This is a genomic window from Rathayibacter sp. AY1A4, from assembly GCF_002930955.1.
Taxonomy (GTDB): Bacteria; Actinomycetota; Actinomycetes; order Actinomycetales; family Microbacteriaceae; genus Rathayibacter.
On the sequence record NZ_PSTN01000014.1, the window covers coordinates 66073 to 85118 of the forward strand.

A 19046-nucleotide genomic window follows, 5' to 3' on the forward strand; every position below is an offset into this window, starting at 1 on the left:
CTCTCCGGGCGGCCACAATGGGGCCGTGGCGCGCGGACGCCCGGGAGGAGTGACGCGATGGAGGAGCCCGTCGTCGCGATCGTCTGGATCGTCTCGTTCGTGGTGGTGACCGTCCTGGTCACCGGGCTGTCGGGGCGGGTGAACTGGTCCGCTCCCGTGGCGCTCGTCGCCGTCGGGGCCCTCGCCTCCTTCGTCCCCGGGATCCCGGAGGTGGTGGTCGAGCCGGACGTGGTGCTGTTCGGGATCCTGCCGCCGCTGCTCTACGCGGCGGCGATCCGCACCTCCGTCCTCGACGTCCGCGCTCGTGGCGACAGCATCCTCCTGCTGTCGGTCGGGCTCGTCGTCTTCACGGTCGCGGTGGTCGGCGCGGTGGCGTGGATGGTCGTCCCGGCGATCACGGTCGCCGCGGCCCTCGCGTTCGGCGCGATCGTGGCGCCCACGGACGCGGTGGCGGTCACGGCGATCGCGGGGCGGCTCCGCCTGCCGCGGCGGATGCTCACGGTGCTCGAGGGCGAGAGCCTCCTCAACGACGCGACCGCGCTGGTGGCGCTGAACGCCTCCCTCCTGGCGATCGTCAGCACGGTCACTCCCGGGCGCATCGCGCTCGACTTCGTGCTGGCCGTGGCGGTGGGCGGCGGGGTCGGGATCGGCATCGCCGTGCTGCTCGGGTTCGTGCGCAAGCAGGTGCAGTCGTCCGTCCTGGACACGAGCCTCTCGCTGGTGACGCCCTACGTCGCGTTCATCCCGGCGCAGCTGCTGCACGGCTCCGGGGTGCTGGCGGTCGTGGTCGCGGGGCTCTACCTGGGCTACCGGGCGCCGGTCATCCAGTCCGCGCAGGCGCGGATCGCGGAGTCGCTCAACTGGCGGACGATCCAGTTCCTGCTCGAGAACGCGGTGTTCCTCTTCATCGGGCTGAGCCTCTCGTCGGTGGTGGAGGCGACGGCCGACTCGGGCATCGGGGTCTGGCAGACGGTCGGCATCGGCGCGGCCGTGCTCGCGGCGCTGGTCGGGAGCCGCGTGGCCTGGATGTGCATGACGACGCTGCTGTTCCGGCACGGTCCGCGCCGGCTGCAGCAGCGCGGGTGGACCTGGCCGACCGCGATCGGGGTGTCGTTCGCGGGCATCCGCGGCGTGGTCACCCTCGCCGCCGCGTTCCTCCTGCCCGCGGAGACGCCGCAGCGCGCGTTCCTGCAGTTCCTCGCCTTCATCGTGGTGGCGGGGACGCTCGTCGAGGGGCTCGCGCTCCCGCGGCTCGTCCGCGCCCTGAAGCTGCCGGCCCCGAACGAGATGCAGGAGCACGTCGAGAAGCAGATGCTGCTCGCCGAGGCGCAGGCCGCCGGGCTCGCCCGGCTTGACGCGGAGCCGCAGGACGGAGTGGAGGACCGCGTGCTCGACCGGCTGCGGCGGAACGCGACGTTCCTCGCCGACGCCCTGGAGAACCCGCCGGAGGGCGAGGGCGTGGAGCCGCTCCCGCAGGCCTACAACCGGCTCCGGCGCGTGATGATCGCGGCCGAGCGGGAGGCGGTGCTCCGCGCGCGCTCCGAGGGGCGGTACCAGGAGCCGGCGGTGGTGAGCGCTCTGGCGTTCCTCGACGTGGAGGAGGAGGCGCTGGCGGTCGGGCGGCAGTAGCGCCGAGAGCGCGGGGACCCCGGGCGGGATCCCCGCCCTCCCGGCGGTGCGGTGTCCGGGCTCAGCCCAGGGTGGAGCGGACCGAGGCGCGGGCCTCGTCGAGCGCGGCGCGCAGGGCGTCGACGCTCGCGGTCGTCACGGATCCCGAGGAGGCGGCGGTGCGCAGCTCCGCGCGCAGCTCGTCGCGGAACTCGGTGAGCAGCACCTCGGCGTCGCGCAGAGCGATCCGCGAGGCGGTGCGCGCGTCGGCCGAGGCCGGTGCGGCCTGCTCCGGCGCGGGCTGCTCGGAGGGGGTGCCGGACGTGTCCTGCGGGCGCGGCTCCTCGGCGGAGTGCTCCGGTCGGCGTCCGGGCTCCCGCGAGTCGCGCGCAGCGCTGGCCAAGTCGGCGCGGAGGCTCTTCATCGCCTCCGCGACGCCGAGGCGGACCTCGTCGGCGAGCCGGCGGACGGAGTCGGTGAGCTCCTCCTCGATGTCGCCCAGGTCGGTCGCGCGGTTCGCGAGCTCGGCGCGGCCGGCGTCGGTGATGGAGTAGACGGTCTTGCGGCCGTCGGCCTCCTTCGTGACGAGTCCCTCCTCCTCGAGCTTCGCGAGGCGTGGGTAGACCGTGCCGGCGCTGGGCGCGTAGGTGCCGCCGAAGCGCTCGCTGAGCGCCTGGATCAGCTCGTAGCCGTGGCGCGGCGACTCGGCGAGGAGGTTGAGCAGGTAGAGGCGCAGGCGGCCGTGCGCGAAGACGGGGCTCACAGCGAGCTCCCGTCCATCGGGCGGCGGTCGTCGGCGGGGCCGGTGCCGGGGGAGCCCCAGCCCTCGCCCACCGAGGCGGAGGACGCGGCGACGGACCGGCGGACGACGACCACGTCTCCCGAGACGGAGTTGGCGGCGACGTCGACCCACTTCGAGTCGAGCGAGCCCGTGGTCGAGGTGAAGCCCCGGCCGAAGGTGCCCTTGACGACGGAGCCGTCGAGCTGGAGCGTGCCCGAGACGGTGTTGATGCGGTAGCGGGCGCCGAGGCCCTCGTCGACGCGGATCGTGAGGTCGCCGCTGACGGTGTTGGCCTGGATCCGGTCGGGGGTGCCCTCGGCGTCGACGAACACGCTGCCCGAGACGCCGTCGACGGTGAAGCGGGTGAGCTCGCCGGTCGCGGTGACGTCGCCGGAGACGGTGCGCGCGGTGACGCGGCCGGTGTGGCTGCGGACCGAGAGCTCGCCGTGGACGGTGTTCACCTCGATGTCGCCGTGCAGGCCGTCGACGACGATGTCGCCGCCGACCGTCGAGACGCGGGCGTCGCTGTGGAGGCCCGAGACCAGGCCGTCGGCCGAGACGGTGTCGAACTTGAGGTCGACGCCGCGGGGGACGAGGAGGCTGATGTCGGCGCGGTCGCCGCGGCGGCAGAGGCCCTTCACGACGTCGACGATGGTGTCCCAGCGGAGCTGGACGTGGTCGATCTCGAGGCGGTCGCCGTCCATCGAGACCTTGAGCGGGCGGCCGTCGACGCTGTGGACCTCCACGCGAGCGGTCGGCTCGTCGTGGGCGATGACGTCGATCTGGCCGCCGACGAGGGCGACCTTGACCGAGCGGACGACGTCGAGGTCGATGACCTTCGTCTCGCCGGCCTGTACGAGCCATTTCTCGAGGGACATGAGCTCCTCCTCCTGCACCGGGGTGCCTTTCTGAAACGCGATACATCGCGAGTGGACGAGAGTCACGATATATCTCGATCGCTGCGGCCGGCAACGGGGCTCGGCCGGTTCCCAGCGTCGAGCGGCCGGGACCGGGGCGGGGCCGAGGCGGGATGAGGCCGGGGGCCGGAGCCGAGGCCGCCGTCGAGGGGGTGAGGCCGCGGCGGGCGCCGTGGTAGACCGGGCGCATGGACCCGATCGCGGCACTCGAGGAGATCGCAGCACTGCTCGAGCGGGAGCGGGCCTCCCGCTACCGGGCGAAGGCGTTCCGCCGCGCGGCCGCGGTGCTGGAGGGGATGGCGTCCGCCGAGCGGGACGACCTCGCCCTCGTGCGGCGGGCCTCCGGGATCGGCGACACGACCTTCACGGTGATCGAGCAGGCGCGGTCGGGCCGGGTGCCCGACTACCTCGCGGAGCTGCGCGGCTCGACTCCTCCGCCCGCGAGCGCCTTGCGGGGACGGCTGCGCGGCGATCTCCACAGCCACAGCGAGTGGTCCGACGGGGCGACGCCCGTCCTCGCGATGGCGGACGCGGCCCGCGCGCTCGGCCACGAGTACCTGGCGCTCACCGACCACTCGCCGCGGCTCCGGGTCGCCCACGGTCTCAGCGCGGAGCGGCTGGAGGAGCAGCTCGCCCATCTCGCGGGCCTCGACACCGGGCCCCTGCGGCTGCTCAGCGGGATCGAGGTGGACGTCCTCGAGGACGGCGCGCTCGACCAGACGGACGAGCTGCTGGACCGCCTCGACGTGGTCGTCGCGAGCGCCCACTCGAAGCTGCGGCTGCCCTCCCGCGAGATGACGGCCCGGCTGGTCGCGGCGGCCTCGGATCCGCGGACCGACGTCCTCGGCCATGTCTCGGGGCGGCTGGTGTCGGGCGAGCGCGGCACCCGTCCGCCGTCGACCTTCGACGCCCGGGCCGTGTTCCGCGCGTGCGCCGACCACTCCACCGCGGTCGAGATCAACGCCCGCCCCGAGCGCGAGGACCCGCCGGACGAGCTGATCGCGCTCGCGCTCGAGGAGGGCTGCCTGTTCTCGATCGACAGCGACGCGCACGCTCCGGGCCAGCTGGGCCTGCTCGACTACGGGGCCGAGCGGGCGGAGCGGCTCGGCGTCCCGGAGGAGCGGATCGTGACCACCTGGCCGGTCGAGCGGCTCCTGGAGTGGACCCGCGGTTGAGGATCCTCGCGCGTTGCGCAAACGAACTGCGGCCATCACCCCCTTGACAGGAGGCCGTACCGCGGGAGGAGATCCGACGCAAGTGGCGAAATCCCAGCCGCCCACGCGGCATGCTCGGTACCGGTCCGCTCCTCCTGGGCCGCTCCAGCGGTCGGGAGTCGCGCTCCGTCGCACTCTCCGCTCCGACAGACCAGGTGAACCATGGCCACGCAGACCGCTCTCGACGCCGTGCGCGCCGCTCCCACTCTGCTCGAGGCCGTCCGGATGGCGGATGAGCTGACGGTCGCCGCGGTGAGCGACGGCGGCGGCCGCGCGGTGCGCCTGCTCACCCGCGCAGCCCTGGACCCCTCGGACCAGCTCACCGCGATCGCGGCCGTGCACTCGCTCGCGCAGGTCTTCGACGAGGAGGCCGACCTCGCGCTGCTGATGCTGCTCGAGGACGAGCGCCCGTACCTCCGCGAGCACGCCGCCTGGGCCTTCGGCGGGCGCCTGCCCCGCCCCGCCGCGCTCGGACCGCTGCTGCGCCTGGTCCGCGACGGCGGCTTCTCCGGCATGCTCGCGCAGCGCACCGTCCTGCTCTGGGCCTCCTCGACCCCCGACCTCGTCGCCGTCGCGCTCGAGGGCGCGCTGCTCGGCGAGCGCGAAGCGGCGGCCCGGGCACGGCTCGTCGAGACCCTGGGCCTCGTGCCCGGCACGATCGCCGAGCGCACCCTCCTGCACGTGGCCGCCGATCGCGCGGAGGGGCTGGAGGCGCGGGCCGCCGCGACGGACGCGCTCGGCGAGCGCGGCTCCGACGACGCCGAGCTCCTGCTCACCGGCCTGGCCGAGGAGGCGGCGCCGATCGGGCCCCTCGCCCGGCTCGCCCTCGGCGACCTCGCCCCCGCACCGGCCGTGGAGGCCGGGCCGACGGTCGCGCAGCTCTTCGTCCACGCCGACATCGACGGCACCCTGACGCGGGTGGGCGCCGGCGACAACGGCGGCATCGCGACCCTGCTGGTGCGCCTGGGCGACTCGCTCGTCGAGCAGGAGGGCATCGACCGGGTGCTCACGCTCTCGCGCGGGACTCCGGCCGAGGCCGAGCGCGCGCTCGGCGAGCTGCCCGACTCCGGCCACGGCTTCGCTCCGGTCCCGTTCGTGGGTCCGCCCGTGGCCATGCCCCAGGCGTGGAGCCGCCGCATCGCCGCCGAGCGCGGCATCCGCCGGATCCTGCGCGCGGCCGGCCGGGTCGACGTGCTGCACCTGCGGATGGCGGACGTCGGATCCCTCGCGGCGGCCGCGGTCGCCCGGGAGCTCGAGATCCCCGTCGTGTTCACCCTCGCTCCGGACCCGCACGCCCTGATCGCGGGCCTGGACGCGTCCGGCGCCCTCACCCGCGCGGACTTCGGCGAGCACGACGCCGCCGAGCACTTCTGGTTCCGCGTGCGCCTGGTGCAGCGCCTGGCCGCCGACGCCGCGCACACCGTCCTGTTCCCGCGGGAGGAGCTGGCGGCGACCATCCGCGAGCTGATCGGCGTCGACATCACCGCGCACCCGGAGCGGCACACGATCGTCCCGGAGGGGATCGACGTCGGCCTGGTCGAGCGCGGCGAGTCGGCCGCACGGGCCTCCGCCGCCGGTGAGCCGGTCGCGCTGGACGAGGGCGGCGACCTGGCCTCGCTCGACCTCCTGCTGGAGGAGCTGCCCGAGCACCGCCGCGGCCTCCCGCTGCTGCTCAGCGTGGGCCGCCTGCACCGGGTGAAGGGGATGGCGGCGCTCGCCGAGGCCTGGGCGTCCGACCCCTCGCTCCGGGAGCGCGCCAACCTGCTCCTGGTCGGCGGCGACCTCGCCGACCCGAGTCCCGACGAGCGCGAGCAGCTCGACCGCATCCGCGCCGTCGCGTCCGACGGGCTGCTCCTGGCCGGCCACCGCCCGAACGGGTCCGTGGCCCGCTGGCTCGGCGCGATCCGGCACGGCCGACCGGGGCTCTCTGCTCCGGGAGGCGCCTACGTCTGCGCGAGCGTCAAGGAGGAGTTCGGCATCGCCCTCCTCGAGGCGCTCTCCGCAGGACTGGTCGTCGTCGCTCCGGCGACAGGCGGGCCCGTGACCTACGTCGAGGAGGGGGAGACCGGCTTCCTGGTCGACACCGCCGACCCCGCGGCGCTCGCCGCCGGCGCCGCCACCGCACTGGATCTCGCAGGAGGGCCTCTCGGCGAGCACGCCGCGGCCCGCGGGCGCGCGATGGTCGCCGAGCGCTACACGGTGCAGGCCATGGCTCATGCCCTCTCGGGCGTCTACGCGCACGCGACCGCGGACCAGGAGCGTCCCCTCCGCTCGCCGCTCGTGCTGGGGGCCTCGTGACCCTGCTGATCATCAGCCCCGACTACGCGTCGCACCTGCTGCCGCTGGCGACCCTCGGCACGGCGTGGCAGGAGGCGGGCGAGCGCGTCGTCGTGGCCACCGGCGACGCGACGCGCTCCATCGTCGACGGCTTCGGATTCGAGCACATCGCGCTCCGGCTGGGGCGCGGCTCCAACCCGGGCACGATCCGCGCGGAGGAGCAGGCGCCCGACGAGGGCGCGTCCCTCCGCGGCTTCTTCGACGCCACCCGGCGCGGGATGGTCCCGACCCTCGCCTACCAGGCGCGGGAGCGGCTCACCGACCTGCTCTGGGATCCGGCCGGCGTCGCCGCGCGCCTGCGCGTGATCCTCGACGAGGTGCAGCCAGACGCGATCGTGGTCGACCACCTCGCCTTCACCGCGCGCGTGGCGCTGAAGGCACTCCGCGTGCCCTACGGCGACGTCGTGCTCGGCCACCCCAGCGCGCTCACGGTGCCCGGCGAGGTCTACGGCTTCCCTCCGGTCTGGCCGGACGCCTTCGCTCCGGAGCCCGACGACCTCGATGCGCTCCGCGCCCTCTGCGAGCGTGTGCGCGACTCCTTCACCGAGGAGTGGAACGCCGCCCTCACCACCCTCGACCCCGGGGCGGCGCCCAGCGCCGACGCCTTCGCCGAGAGCGGCGACGTCCTGCTGCTCAACTACCCGGGCGAGCTCCACGACTCGGCCCGCACCGCTCAGCTGCCGCCGCACGCGTTCCTCGGCTCCGCCGTCCGCGAGGAGCCCGACGACGCGGAGGTCGAGGAGTGGCTCGCCGCGTCCGAGGATCCGGTCGTCTACGTGAGCTTCGGCAGCTTCCTCTCGGTGCGCGACGACGTGCTCGCCCGGGTCGTCGAGGCCCTGGCCGGCGTCGAGGCCGGGGGCAGGCCCGTCCGGGTGGCTCTCGCCTCCGGCGCGACCGAGCGCTCGGCTCTGGGCGAGATCCCCGAGGGCTGGCTGGTCCGCGGCTTCCTGCCGCAGGTCGCGCTCCTGCGCCGGGCCGTGCTCGCGGTCAGCCACGGCGGCAACAACAGCGTCACGGAGGCGATGACCGCGGGCGTGCCGCTCGTCGTCCTGCCGTTCTCGACGGACCAGTTCGCGGGGGCGGCTGCTCTCGAGGACGCCGGGTTCGCCGCCGTGCTCGACCCCAACGCCGCATCCGCGGGAGAGCTCGCGGAGGCTGCGCGGCGGATGCTCGCACTCGACGCTCCCGCCCGGGAACGGCTGACGGCGCTCGCCGAGGCCCTCGCCCGCGAGACGGGACCGCAGCGGGCCCTCTCCGCCCTGAGCGGAGCGACCGTCCAGCGCTAGCCTGGGCCTATGGTCGAGCCGACACCCCGGGACGCGCCCCTGCGCGCCGAGCGGGACGCCGCGCGGGCGGACCCGATGCTGAGTGCTCTCGGACCGTTCGGGCGCTTCGAGGGGATCGTCCCTCCGCTGTTCGAGGCGGCCGTGCGGATCCTGCACCCCTCCGACGACCCGCCCCGGCGCTGGCGCGAGGTCGCCGAGCGGGAGGGGACGCTCCTGCATCCGCTCGCGCAGTGGTACTCGCTCACCGGCGAGCATCCCGACGAGTACCCGGAGCCCCGCCTCGGAGTGCTCCCGCTCGACGAGCTCGCGGCCGTCGCCGCCGTGCTCGCGGAGCACACGAGCACCCCCGACGACTGCCTCGCCGTGTTCTGGGAGGGGTTCGGCGTGCTGAGCGGCGGGTCGCGGATCCTGATCTCCCGCTCGGACGCCTCGGACGAGCTGCCCGAGTGGATGAGCGACACTCGGCCGACCGGCTGGGAGCACCCCGAGACCGCCGCCGCGGCGACGGTCGAGCTGCCGGGGCGGGAGGGGCCTCTGCTCTCGCTCGACGTCAGGGTGCTCGAGGACACCGCGTGGGCGCGCGCGGCGGGCTTCGCCGACGCCTCCGGGCTCGTCGTGCAGACTCCGCTCGCGCTCTGGCCGGAGGACCGGGCCTGGTACCTCGCGAGCGAGGTCGACTTCGACTCGACGCTGATCGGCGGCTCGCGCGCCCTCGTCGACGACCTGCTGCGGCTCTCCGCCGCGGGGCGGATCGAGGCGCTCCTCCTGCCGGATCAGGTGGACCTCACGAGCACCGGTGACGAGCTCAATCCCAGGCGGCGGTGACGGGGTGAGCGACGAGGACGACGAGCGCTGGCTCGTGGTGAAGGGCCGCCGATGGCGGCGCACCGACCCCTCGCTGCCGGAGGACGTGGTCGCCGGCCTCACCTCGCACCTCGGGCGCGGGCGCTCGGGAGTGCGCTCCGCCAGGCTGCACGAGGACGCGGAGGCGGAGGCGCTGGCGCGCAGGAGGGTCGGGCTCGCCAAGCACGGGCTGGGCGAGCGCGGACCGGCATGGTGGGACGAGCCCGAGGCCGATCGGCTCGAGCGCGCCCGCGAGGCGCTGCGGGCGCTCGAGGAGCTCGACGCTCCGGAGGACTGACTCGGCTTCTGCATCCCCCGAGCGTGCTCGCCGGGCGAGGCGGGCGGGGAGTGCCCGAGCGGATCCGGGGAGAGCGCGCGGAACCGCGGCCTGTGGAGGAGGACCGCTCCCGCTGAGGCCGCCGACCGAGGCCGCCCGCCGAGGCCGCCAGCCGAGCCCGCCCGCCCCTAGCGGAACCTCACCACGAAGCCGTCCTCCGGCCCGGTCGGGAAGCTCTGCAGGCTCACGCGCAGATCCTGCCCGTCCTCGACGTCGTACGGGTGCCCCGCGGCCAGGAGCTCCAGCGCCGCGGACAGCAGGTCGACGGTCGCCGGCTCGCCCGGGCACCGGTGGTCGCCTCCGTAGTGCCCGCCGCCCTGGGCGATGAAGCCGTTGCGGTCGACCGGCGACCGGAACCGCTCCGGATCGAAGCGGCCCGGCGCCTCCCAGTGCGAGCCGTGGTCCGTCGCGTAGAGGTCGAGCAGCATCCACTGCCCTGCGGGAAGCGTCTCGCCGAGGAAGTCCAGCTCCCGGCGGGCCCTTCCTCCGACCATCGGGAAGAACGGGTAGAAGCGCCGCACCTCGTTCGCGAACGCGACGCGCTCCTCCTGGTCGGCGAGCCGCTCCCGCCACTCCGGATGCCGGTGCAGCGCGAGCGCCGCCAGCACCACGAAGCGCCCCACCGCGACCGTGGGCCGCAGCACGTTGATCAGCTCCACCGCGGCGACCTCGACGGGCAGGAGGCCGCCGTCCTCCTTCTCGTGCGCGATCCGGTGCAGGGGAGTCGGGGAGGGTCCGGCCGTCCGGCTCGCCTCGATCAGGCCGCGCGCCCACCGCTCGGTCGAGCGGCGGCGGAGTCGCGCGGCCCAGTTGGGCGGGCCGAAGCGCCCGGCGTTGTCGATCATCGCCCGGAGCTCGTCCGTGCGCCGCAGCACCTCCTCCTCGTCGGCCTCGATGCCGGCCCACGACAGGACCGCGCGGCCCAGGACCTCGGCGGCGACGTCCTGGAGGCGGACCCGCTCGCCGGTCAGCCGGGCGGCGGACGCCTGCCACTCCCGCGCGAAGGCCGAGACCAGCCTCGACCGCTGCTCGGGCGTCTCCACCAGATCCAGGAACATCCGCTTCCGCCTCCGGTGCGGCTCGTCCTCGAGGGTCTGCACGCTGCCCTCGTCCTGCAGGAGGTGCAGCACGGAGCCGGGCAGCGCGCCCTCGCGGTCGAAGCGCCCGCCCTCGTAGAAGAAGCGCGCCGCCTCGATGCCGCGCGCCATGATCACGGGCCGTCCGAGGATCCGGGTGCGGAACGCGTCCGCGCCCACGTCGTCGAAGCGCCGCGTCCCGAAGAGGTAGCCGTCGGCGAGGACGGCCGCGCTGCTGTCGATCGCGGGGAGGACGGGGATCGAGGCGGCGATCAGCCGGCCGATCCCTCGGTGTCGTCGCCCTCGGCCTGCGAGGGCTTGTCGACGCCCGCGTCGTCGACGTGGTCGTGGTTCTGCGGGTTCTCCTGCGGCTGCTCGGTCCGGTCGGTCATGGTGCTCCTCTCGCGTCGGCGCGGTGCGCGCCTCGCGGCCACGGTAGGAAGAGCGCGGCGGGCCCGGGTACCCCGTTGACTCGCGGGGGAGGGGCGGGCAGACTCCGCCGCCCTCAGCGCCTCCGCAGGAGGACCGGCGCGGTCGCCCAGACCACGGCGAGCAGCAGCAGCACGCCTCCGCCCGCCCAGAGGCCCGCCGGCCCGCCCAGCACGACGTCGAACACGAAGCCCACGACTCCGACGAACAGCAGCGATCCCGCCGCGAGGCACACCGTGACCACCCGGTTGCCGAACCGCACCAGCTCGGCCTTCCTCCGCCGCTGGAACAGCAGCCGGTGGGCGATGACCGGCGCCAGCGCCAGGATCGTGACGCACGCGGCGAGCAGGACGAGCACGAGGTAGAGCGCCACGTCCGGCGGCGCGAGGTCGGCGAAGCGCTGCTGGAAGCACAGCGTCAGCAGGAAGCCGCCCAGGATCTGCGTGCCGGTCTGCACGACCCGCAGCTCCTGCAGGATCTCGTTCCAGTTGCGGTCGGATCGCTCCTCCACCGTCTCGTCGCGACCGGAGTCGGGGGCGGAGGGGTCGACGGGTCGCTCGCTCATGGAACGAGGGTAGGGCTCAGCCGAGCAGGGACTCCGCCAGCGAGATCGCCCCGCGCACCCCGGACTCGTCGCCGAGCGCCGGGCGCACGATGCGGATCCGTCCGCCGCCCGTCCCCGTCGCTCCGGGCGCGCCCATCAGCCGCTCGACCTCGGCCTCGACGGCGGGGACGAGTCCCGGCGTCTTCGACACGCCTCCGCCGACGACCGCGAGCCGCACGCCCGCGACGTAGGCGAGCGTCGTGACGAGCTGCGCGAGGTAGTAGGAGCTGAAGCGGAGGTTGGCGGCCGCCTCCTCGGGGCCGAGGCGGGAGCCGTCGACGCCCCAGCGCGCCGAGATCGCGGGACCGGCGACCAGGCCCTCGAGGCAGTCGCCGTGGAACGGGCAGGTGCCGGCGAAGCCGTCCTCGGGGTGGCGGCGGGGCAGCAGGTGCGCGACCTCGGGCCAGCCGCTGCCGGCGAGGAGCCGTCCGCCCGCGATCACGCCGCCCCCGACTCCGGTGCCGACCGTCAGGTAGACGAAGTCGTCGACTCCGGCTCCGGCGCCCCAGCGGGACTCGCCCAGGGCGGCTCCGTTCACGTCGGTGACCAGCGCGAGCCGGGCGCCCGGTGCGGCCGCGCCGATCGGGCCGAGCACGTCGGTCCCCTCCCAGCCGAGCTTCGGCGTGGAGGTGAGGTGTCCGTAGGTCGGCGAGCCGGGGTCGATGTCGAGCGGGCCGAAGGAGGCGACGCCGACCGCGGCGACGGTGCCGTCGACTCCGTGGCCGCTGACGAAGCCGGCCAGATCGGCGAGCGTCTCGGCGGGCCCGCGGGTCGGCAGGGTCGTCGTCGCGAGGATCCGCTCGGGATCAGCGGCGTCGGCGACCGCCGCGACGACCTTCGTGCCCCCGGTCTCGATGCCGACGAGGAGGGGACGGTCGGCGGTGGCGCTCATGGATCTCCAGGGCTCGTGCGGTGCGTCTCGGGTCTCAGCAGGCGGACAGCGAGCGCACCTGCGCCGACAGGGTCAGGGGGCTGCCGAGGAGCAGCACCTGATCGAGGTCGTGGCCCTGCATCTTCACACGGGTGCTGCGCGGCAGGCAGGTCGGCTCGCTGAGGTAGAGCGGGGCGCCCTGCTTCGCGGCGACCGGGCCCACGGCCAGCGCGTCGGCGAAGCCGGTGGCGGTCGCGAGGTAGACGGTGTCGCCCAGCTCGGACGGCGGGAAGACGTCGTTGAGGCGTCGGCTGGTGTCGTGGCGGTCCGTCCCGGCGATGCGCGACACGGTGTCGGCGATCTTCGCGGCGCGGAGGTCGGCCTCCACGGCGGTCGAGATCGACGGCGCACCGCCGAGCAGCTGCACGGAGGAGGGGTCGAGTCCGGCGAGGGTGTCACGGGTCGGCTGGTCGAGGCGCGAGCGGGCGCCGTCGACGAGGAGGACGGGCTCGGCGCGGCGGCCGGCGATCGGCGCGACCGAGAGGGCGTCCGGGAAGTTGGTGCCGGTCGCGACGAAGACGTTCTCGTAGCTGCCGTCCGGGAAGGCGTCCTCGACGATCCGGCGCGAGGTGTCGTAGCGGTCGACGCCCTCGATGCGCTCGGTCGGGATCCCGAGGGCCCTCACCTGCTGGAGCACCGAGTCGCTCACGGAGAGGGCGCTGCCGACCACGACGATCCGCTGCGGGGCGAGGCGGCGCAGCTCGGCCGCCACCACGGCGGGCAGGACGCTCGGGTCGGTGAGCAGGAGGGCGCCGCGCTGCTTCGCGGCGGCGGGGCCGGCGCTCAGCGCGTCCGGCCAGTTCGCTCCGCTGGCGAGGTAGACGACGGGGGCGCCGTCGGCGAATCCGGAGGCGGTCACCGCGACGGCGGTCGCGTACCGGTCGGTCCCGGCGAGGCGGGCGACGTCGGAGGAGTAGGCCGACGGGAAGAAGTCGATGCCGCTGCGGCCGCCCGGCGGCACGGAGACGACCGCGCGCTCGTCGAGGCGGGCCAGGCGCGAGAAGTACTGGTCGTCGTAGGCGGGGTACCCCGGCTCCACGAGGCGCAGGAGGTAGTCGCCGGCGGGCAGGGCGAGGTCGCTCGTGTCCCACGCGCGGGCGGCGCCGGGGGCTCCGGTGACGGGGACGGTGTCGAGGAGCGAGTACGTCCCTCCGTCGACCCACCAGGCCTGCACGTCGAAGGAGGGGGAGGAGACGCCCGGGACCGCGTCGGCGGTGATCGATCCGGACAGCTCGGCGGTGCGCAGGAGGGAGATGGCGACGGACTCGTCGGTCCCCCGGGTCGTCCTCGCGGCCTCGGCGACCGGGGTGTCACCGAACCAGGTCGGGTACCAGTCGTCGCTGCCGATCAGGTTCGCGCGGACGGTGAGGGGCTCGCCGCCGGGAACGGGGAGGGAGAAGTCGGCGCCCGTGTTCACCTCGGCGACCACGTCCCCCTCGGCGTTCTGGACCTGGACGTAGAAGGACGGGTTCTCGGGGGCGGGGTGCTCCTCGTCGGCGTCGCGGAGCGCGATGGTGCCGGAGAGGACGACCTCGGCGGCCGCCTCCTGCGCGGCGCTCGCGCCCGGGAGATCGGGGGCGGCGACGGCCGGACCGGCGGCGAGGCCGGCCAGCAGGAGAGCGGAGACGCCGATCGCGGCGAGGGAGCGTGCGGGCACGGCGGGCCTTTCGGCAGGATCCGCGGGAGGCCGCGGCGGACACGGTGTCTGAATGCTAGCCGCCGCCCGCCTCCGGGCGAGGGCGGGTGTCGGCGGGATGGGCCCCCGTCCGGGGGACGATGGTGGTGGATTCCCGGGCCGCCGAAGGAGTCCGCGCGAGCAGGCTCGCCCCGGCGACCCGGGTCGGATCCCCTACTTGACGACCGCTGTGGTGGCGGCGGAGGTGCGCGTCGCCGTCGTGTAGTCGGCCTTCTTGCCGGTGACGGTCACCGTGATCTTCTTCCCCACCGTGGCGCTGGTCGGCTTGTAGGTGGCGGAGGTCGCCCCGGAGATCGCGGTGCCGTTCGCCTTCCACTGGTAGGTGAGGGCCACCGGCGAGGGACCCCAGGAGCCCGGCTTGGCGGTCAGGGTGGAGCCGACCTTCGCGGTGCCGGTGATCGTCGGGGTCGCGGCGGAGAGGGTTCCCGCCACCACGGCGCTCGTCTTCGCGGAGGTCTTCGTCACGGCGGTGAATCCGGACTTCGACCCCGTGACCGTCACGGTGATCGTCTTCCCGAGAGTGGCGCCGGTCGGCGTGTACGTCGCGGACGTCGCCCCGCTCAGAGCGGTGCCGTTCGCCTTCCACTGGTAGGCGAGGGCGACGGGGGAGGGGCCCCAGGTGCCGGGCTTCGCGGTGAGGGTCGAGCCGACCTTCGCGGTGCCGCTGATGGTCGGCGTAGCAGCGGTGATCGCGCCGCCGGTCACGGCAGCGGTCCCGGAAGAGACCCGCGTGGTTGAGACGTAGCCCGACTTCGAGCCCGTGACGGCGACGGTGATCACCCTGCCCGCGTCGCCCGCGACCGGACGGTACGTGGTGCCGGTCGCCCCGCTGATCGCGGTGCCGTTCGCACGCCACTGGTACGCGAGGGCCACGGGGGAGGGGCCCCAGGTGCCGGCGCTCGCCGTGAGCGTCGAGCCGACCGCGGCGGTGCCGGTGACGGTCGGAGTCGCGGCGGTGAGGGCGGTGCCGCCGATGACGATGCTCCTCGTCACGGCGTAGCTCTCTCCGGCGGAGTTCAGAGCGCTCACCCGCAGCGTGTAGGCGGAACCGACGGTCAGATTGGAGAAGGTCTGCGAGAGCTTCGACGCCGACACCACGGTGGACCAGGGACCGGCTCCACTGTTGTCGATGCCGTCGCGCGACACGCGGTAGCCGGTGATCGAGGTTCCTCCGGTGTCGGTCGGCACCTTCCAGTTCAGGGTCGCGCTTCGGGTGGAGCTGTCGGGGATCGCTACGACGGAGTTCGGCTCCGAAGGGGCGTGGTGCGGCTCGACGACGATCGTGGTCGTCGCGGATTCGCCTTGACCGATCTTGTTGAAGGCGGTGACCGAGAAGGTGTACTCGGTGTTCGCCTTCAGATTCGTGAAGGTCTGGCTGTAGGGCTGAGCGGGATCGCTCCGCACGGTACTGACGATGGTCGACCAGGGTCCGCTACCGCTCGCGTCAGTGCCGGACCGGCCGACGCGATAGCCGAGAATCGGCGAGTTGCCGTCCCCAGCCGGCGGCTGCCAGCTCACGACGACTCGGCGATCCGATCCTGCCGTTGCCTGGAGCGATGAGACGGAGGCTGGAGCGGAGGTGCTCCACGTCGCCGTCGCGCACATCTCTTCGCCTCTCGCGAACTCGGCAGTCTCATCTCCGGTGTACTCGTATGTCTCGGCGGCGACGCAGAACTCGTACTGCTGCCCCGGCTTCATCTGGAAGGACGTTTCGCTCGTTCGGAAATCGACGATATCTTCGTATTGATCCGAATAGTCCTGAGTCGCCGCACGCCAGCTGTATCGGTCGAAGGAGCACGACATCCCATCCTTCGTCGGCGAAGTCCATCGCCAGGTGACCGTTCCGGTGCTCGACACCTCTCCGGAGACCTGAGCCGGAGCCGGTGCGGTCCAGAAGTGGTCGATCTCCGCGATCGAGCTGGTGCTCTGGGTATCGGAAGGCACGAGCAGGACTCCGTCGGAACCGCCCTCGAACGGAACGCTGAAATCAGTGACGCTCGCCACTTCGAAGTAGTACGGGTTCCGGTCGGACCCGAGATCCACCGTGATCGACGTGCTGCCGGAAGTTGAGTAGAGCCGGACGGTGTCCTTCCAGCCGCCTCCGTCCCACCAGTCGCCCTCGATCGTGTAGATGTGCACGCGATAGCCGGCGACCTTCTGCGCGGGTGCCGTCCATGAGATGGTGACGGCGTCCGTGCAGCTGTTGTCGGAAGCGACGACGTTCGTCGGCGCAGCCGGCGAGCCCGCGGCCTGGGCCGGGGTCGCGACGAAGAGGGAGAGGAGCAGGGCGAGGAAAAGGGAGACGCTGAGGGTCTTCGTTCGCATGGAGGAGAGCATCCGGATTCGTCGGAGCGAGAAGGCCGACGACTGTCGGACCGGAGGGATCGTCCCATGCCGCTTATCGCTGCACTAAGTCCCCCATTCAGGGCAGAATTCGGTGGATTCCACAGATGTCATCAGCGCGATGACAAGAGAGAGGGATAAGGCCTTCTCGCCGAGAGGCGCAACGTCGTCCCTCCGAAAGCCCCTGCCTCAGGGCGAGGAAGAGTAGTCGCTGCCGCAATACAGCGCCCCGCGCGAGAGCCGCGGCGGTTTCCCGCGCCGCACCCACCGTTCACGCGCGTTCCGTGCGCCCCACGGCGAGAACCGCACGATCGGCGCGTGCAAGACTGGGCGCGAGCGTGCTCCATCCCGTTGCGTCATGCGCGGGGCACGGAGCCACTGGACCCGGTCCGCTCATCCGCATCCTTTCGCAGGAGGACTCGAATGACCGATACCGCCGTGCTCGCCGAGGCACCCGCCCGAACCGCCGTCGCGAAGACGATCCTGATGTGCCGTCCCGAGCACTTCACCGTCGTCTACCGCATCAATCCGTGGATGGACCCGCAGGTCCCCACCGACACCTCCCTCGCCGTCCGGCAGTGGCAGACCCTCTACGACACCTACGCCGACCTCGGCTTCACGATCGAGCTGATCGAGCCCGAGGCCGGACTGCCGGACATGGTCTACGCGGCCAACGGCGGATTCGTGATCGACGGCATCGCCTACGGCGCCTCCTTCACCTACCCCGAGCGCCAGCCCGAGGGCCCGGCGTACATGGACTGGTTCCGCTCGGCCGGCTTCGACGTCCGCGTCCCCGAGGAGGTCAACGAGGGCGAGGGCGACTTCCTCCTCGTCGGCGAGCGGATCCTCGCCGGCACAGGCTTCCGCTCCGCCTCCGACTCGCACGCCGAGGTCGCCCGCGTCTTCGGCCGCGAGGTCGTCACGCTCGAGCTCGTGAACCCGTCGTTCTACCACCTCGACACCGCGATCGCCGTGCTCGACGACACGAACATCGCCTACCTTCCGAGCGCGTTCAGCGAGGAGGGCAACCGCACCCTCCGCGAGCTCTACCCCGACGCGATCCTCGTCTCGGAGGAGGACGCGTCCGTGCTCGGGCTCAACTCCTTCTCCGACGGCCTCAACGTCGTCATCGCCTCCCGCGCGACGGGCTTCGAGCGCCAGCTGCGCGAGCGCGGCTACAACCCGATCGGCGTCGACCTGTCCGAGCTGCTGCTCGGCGGCGGCGGCGTGAAGTGCTGCACGCTCGAGCTGCGCCGCTGACCCACTCCCCGTGGTCGGCGACCCGCAGCGCCGACCCACCCTCCACTGTCCACGATCCGTCGCACTCGACGCCGAGTGCGACGACTCCTGGAGAGTCGATCGTCCCCTCAGGAGGAACGACATGAGCATCACCGACACCGACACCGCCCGCTCCGCCGCCCTCATCGCCGCGGAGGAGGAGCACGCCGCCCACAACTACCACCCGCTGCCCGTCGTCGCGGCCACCGGCGAGGGCGCCTGGATCACCGACGTCGAGGGCGTCCGCTACCTCGACTGCCTCGCCGCCTACTCCGCCGTGAACTTCGGCCACTCGCACCCGGTGCTGCTGGAGGCGGCCCGCGAGCAGCTCGGCCGCGTCACCCTGACCAGCCGCGCGTTCCACAACGACCGCCTCGGCCCGTTCGTCACGGCGCTCGCCGCGCTCGCCGGCAAGGACATGGTCCTGCCGATGAACACGGGCGCGGAGGCGGTCGAGTCGGGCATCAAGGTCGCCCGCGCCTGGGGCTACCGGGTCAAGGGCGTCGCTCCGGGCCGGGCGAACATCATCGTCGCGGCGGGCAACTTCCACGGTCGCACGACCACGATCATCTCGTTCAGCGACGACGCGGAGGCGCGCGACGGCTTCGCCCCGTTCACGCCCGGATTCCGCACGGTCCCGTTCGGGGACGCGGAGGCCCTCGAGGCCGCGATCGACGACGACACCGTCGCCGTGCTGATCGAGCCGATCCAGGGCGAGGCGGGCATCGTCGTGCCGCCGGCCGACTACCTCCCGGCCGTCCGCGAGATCACCGCTCGCCGCAACGTCCTCTTCATCGCGGATGAGATCCAGTCCGGCCTCGGCCGCACCGGCGCCACCTTCGCCTGCGACCTGGTCGGAGTCGTCCCCGACGTCTACCTGCTCGGCAAGGCGCTCGGCGGCGGCATCGTCCCCGTCTCGGCCGTGGTCGCGGACGCCGACGTGCTCGGCGTCCTGCAGCCGGGTCAGCACGGCTCCACCTTCGGCGGCAACCCGCTCGCCGCCGCCGTCGGCCTCGCGGTCGTCGAGATGCTCGCGACCGGCGAGTACCAGGCCCTCGCCCGCGAGCGCGGCGCGCAGTTGCACGCGCGCCTCGAGGCGCTGATCGGCCGGGGAGTGGTCGCCGTCCGCGGCGCGGGACTCTGGGCCGGCATCGACATCGACCCGGGGCTCGCCTCGGGCCGCGCCGTCTGCGAGGCCCTGATGGCCCGCGGAGTGCTGGCCAAGGACACGCACGGCTCGACGATCCGCCTGGCGCCGCCGCTCGTGGTCACCGCCGCCGAGATCGACTTCGCCGTCGACGAGCTGGAGGCCGTGCTCGAGTCGCTGCGCTGAGGCGCACCGTCCTCCCTCCGCGAGGTGCCGCTC

At 73.6% G+C, this 19046-nt stretch carries 15 protein-coding genes; 8 read left to right on the forward strand and 7 right to left on the reverse strand.

Annotated elements, in window-relative coordinates:
* Window positions 1-57: 57 nt before the first annotated feature.
* Window positions 58-1629, forward strand: coding sequence for a sodium:proton antiporter (locus C5B92_RS10075; protein WP_104223748.1), 1572 nt, complete (start codon window positions 58-60; stop codon window positions 1627-1629).
* A 61-nt stretch (window positions 1630-1690) separates the two neighbouring features.
* On the opposite strand, the gene C5B92_RS10080 is transcribed toward C5B92_RS10075, so the two are convergent.
* Window positions 1691-2371: a PadR family transcriptional regulator gene (locus C5B92_RS10080; RefSeq protein WP_104226827.1), complete on the reverse strand. Its 681-nt coding sequence runs from the start codon at window positions 2369-2371 to the stop codon at window positions 1691-1693.
* Window positions 2368-3267 (reverse strand): DUF4097 family beta strand repeat-containing protein, encoded by a 900-nt coding sequence (locus tag C5B92_RS10085; RefSeq protein WP_258061335.1) that lies wholly within the window; start codon window positions 3265-3267, stop codon window positions 2368-2370. Before C5B92_RS10085 ends, C5B92_RS10080 begins: the two co-directional genes overlap by 4 nt.
* A 227-nt stretch (window positions 3268-3494) precedes the next feature.
* Here C5B92_RS10085 and C5B92_RS10090 point away from each other — a divergent pair, with 227 nt between their 5' ends.
* From C5B92_RS10090 to C5B92_RS10110, 5 genes are all read left to right on the forward strand, one after another.
* On the forward strand, window positions 3495-4481 hold the full coding sequence (locus C5B92_RS10090) for a PHP domain-containing protein (RefSeq protein ID WP_104350357.1): 987 nt from the start codon (window positions 3495-3497) through the stop codon (window positions 4479-4481).
* Between the two features lie 201 nt (window positions 4482-4682).
* The gene (locus C5B92_RS10095; protein WP_104350358.1) at window positions 4683-6818 is read left to right on the forward strand and encodes a glycosyltransferase; all 2136 of its coding nucleotides are present in this window, start codon (window positions 4683-4685) and stop codon (window positions 6816-6818) included.
* A complete protein-coding gene (locus tag C5B92_RS10100) occupies window positions 6815-8143 on the forward strand; it encodes a glycosyltransferase (RefSeq protein WP_104350359.1) in 1329 nt (442 codons plus the stop codon). The genes C5B92_RS10095 and C5B92_RS10100 overlap by 4 nt, the downstream gene beginning before the upstream one ends.
* 9 nt (window positions 8144-8152) lie before the next feature.
* A complete protein-coding gene (locus C5B92_RS10105; RefSeq protein WP_104350360.1) occupies window positions 8153-8968 on the forward strand; it encodes a hypothetical protein in 816 nt (271 codons plus the stop codon).
* A gap of 4 nt (window positions 8969-8972) precedes the next feature.
* On the forward strand, window positions 8973-9284 hold the full coding sequence (locus C5B92_RS10110; protein WP_104223799.1) for a biopolymer transporter Tol: 312 nt from the start codon (window positions 8973-8975) through the stop codon (window positions 9282-9284).
* Between the two features lie 167 nt (window positions 9285-9451).
* Here C5B92_RS10110 and C5B92_RS10115 read toward each other — a convergent pair whose 3' ends face one another.
* From C5B92_RS10115 to C5B92_RS10135, 5 genes are all read right to left on the reverse strand, one after another.
* Window positions 9452-10579 (reverse strand): cytochrome P450, encoded by a 1128-nt coding sequence (locus C5B92_RS10115; RefSeq protein WP_104350361.1) that lies wholly within the window; start codon window positions 10577-10579, stop codon window positions 9452-9454.
* Window positions 10580-10904: 325 nt separating this feature from the next.
* Window positions 10905-11393, reverse strand: a complete 489-nt coding sequence (locus tag C5B92_RS10120; RefSeq protein ID WP_104256068.1) for a DUF6328 family protein — start codon at window positions 11391-11393, stop codon at window positions 10905-10907.
* 16 nt (window positions 11394-11409) lie between these two features.
* Window positions 11410-12324: an ROK family protein gene (locus C5B92_RS10125; protein WP_104239529.1), complete on the reverse strand. Its 915-nt coding sequence runs from the start codon at window positions 12322-12324 to the stop codon at window positions 11410-11412.
* A 34-nt stretch (window positions 12325-12358) separates the two neighbouring features.
* Window positions 12359-14020 (reverse strand): cell wall-binding repeat-containing protein, encoded by a 1662-nt coding sequence (locus C5B92_RS10130; protein ID WP_104350362.1) that lies wholly within the window; start codon window positions 14018-14020, stop codon window positions 12359-12361.
* Between the two features lie 192 nt (window positions 14021-14212).
* Window positions 14213-16384, reverse strand: a complete 2172-nt coding sequence (locus C5B92_RS10135) for a fibronectin type III domain-containing protein (protein WP_181028796.1) — start codon at window positions 16382-16384, stop codon at window positions 14213-14215.
* A gap of 441 nt (window positions 16385-16825) precedes the next feature.
* On the opposite strand from C5B92_RS10135, the gene ddaH reads away from it, so the two are divergent.
* Both ddaH and rocD read left to right on the forward strand, forming a co-directional pair.
* Window positions 16826-17662 (forward strand): dimethylargininase, encoded by an 837-nt coding sequence (gene ddaH, locus C5B92_RS10140; RefSeq protein WP_104256072.1) that lies wholly within the window; start codon window positions 16826-16828, stop codon window positions 17660-17662.
* Window positions 17663-17783: 121 nt separating this feature from the next.
* The gene (rocD, locus tag C5B92_RS10145) at window positions 17784-19013 is read left to right on the forward strand and encodes an ornithine--oxo-acid transaminase (RefSeq protein WP_181028797.1); all 1230 of its coding nucleotides are present in this window, start codon (window positions 17784-17786) and stop codon (window positions 19011-19013) included.
* The last annotated feature ends 33 nt before the right edge of the window (window positions 19014-19046 follow it).

Excerpts from the sequence above, each read along its gene's own strand:
- C5B92_RS10120 (WP_104256068.1), bottom strand. The coding sequence starts at position 11,393 with ATGAGCGAGCGACCCGTCGACCCCTCCGCCCCCGACTCCGGTCGCGAC.
- C5B92_RS10125 (WP_104239529.1), bottom strand. The coding sequence starts at position 12,324 with ATGAGCGCCACCGCCGACCGTCCCCTCCTCGTCGGCATCGAGACCGGG.
- C5B92_RS10135 (WP_181028796.1), bottom strand. The coding sequence starts at position 16,384 with ATGCGAACGAAGACCCTCAGCGTCTCCCTTTTCCTCGCCCTGCTCCTC.
- C5B92_RS10085 (WP_258061335.1), bottom strand. The coding sequence starts at position 3,267 with ATGTCCCTCGAGAAATGGCTCGTACAGGCCGGCGAGACGAAGGTCATC.
- C5B92_RS10075 (WP_104223748.1), top strand. The coding sequence starts at position 58 with ATGGAGGAGCCCGTCGTCGCGATCGTCTGGATCGTCTCGTTCGTGGTG.
- C5B92_RS10090 (WP_104350357.1), top strand. The coding sequence starts at position 3,495 with ATGGACCCGATCGCGGCACTCGAGGAGATCGCAGCACTGCTCGAGCGG.
- rocD (WP_181028797.1), top strand. The coding sequence starts at position 17,784 with ATGAGCATCACCGACACCGACACCGCCCGCTCCGCCGCCCTCATCGCC.
- C5B92_RS10105 (WP_104350360.1), top strand. The coding sequence starts at position 8,153 with ATGGTCGAGCCGACACCCCGGGACGCGCCCCTGCGCGCCGAGCGGGAC.
- ddaH (WP_104256072.1), top strand. The coding sequence starts at position 16,826 with ATGACCGATACCGCCGTGCTCGCCGAGGCACCCGCCCGAACCGCCGTC.
- C5B92_RS10095 (WP_104350358.1), top strand. The coding sequence starts at position 4,683 with ATGGCCACGCAGACCGCTCTCGACGCCGTGCGCGCCGCTCCCACTCTG.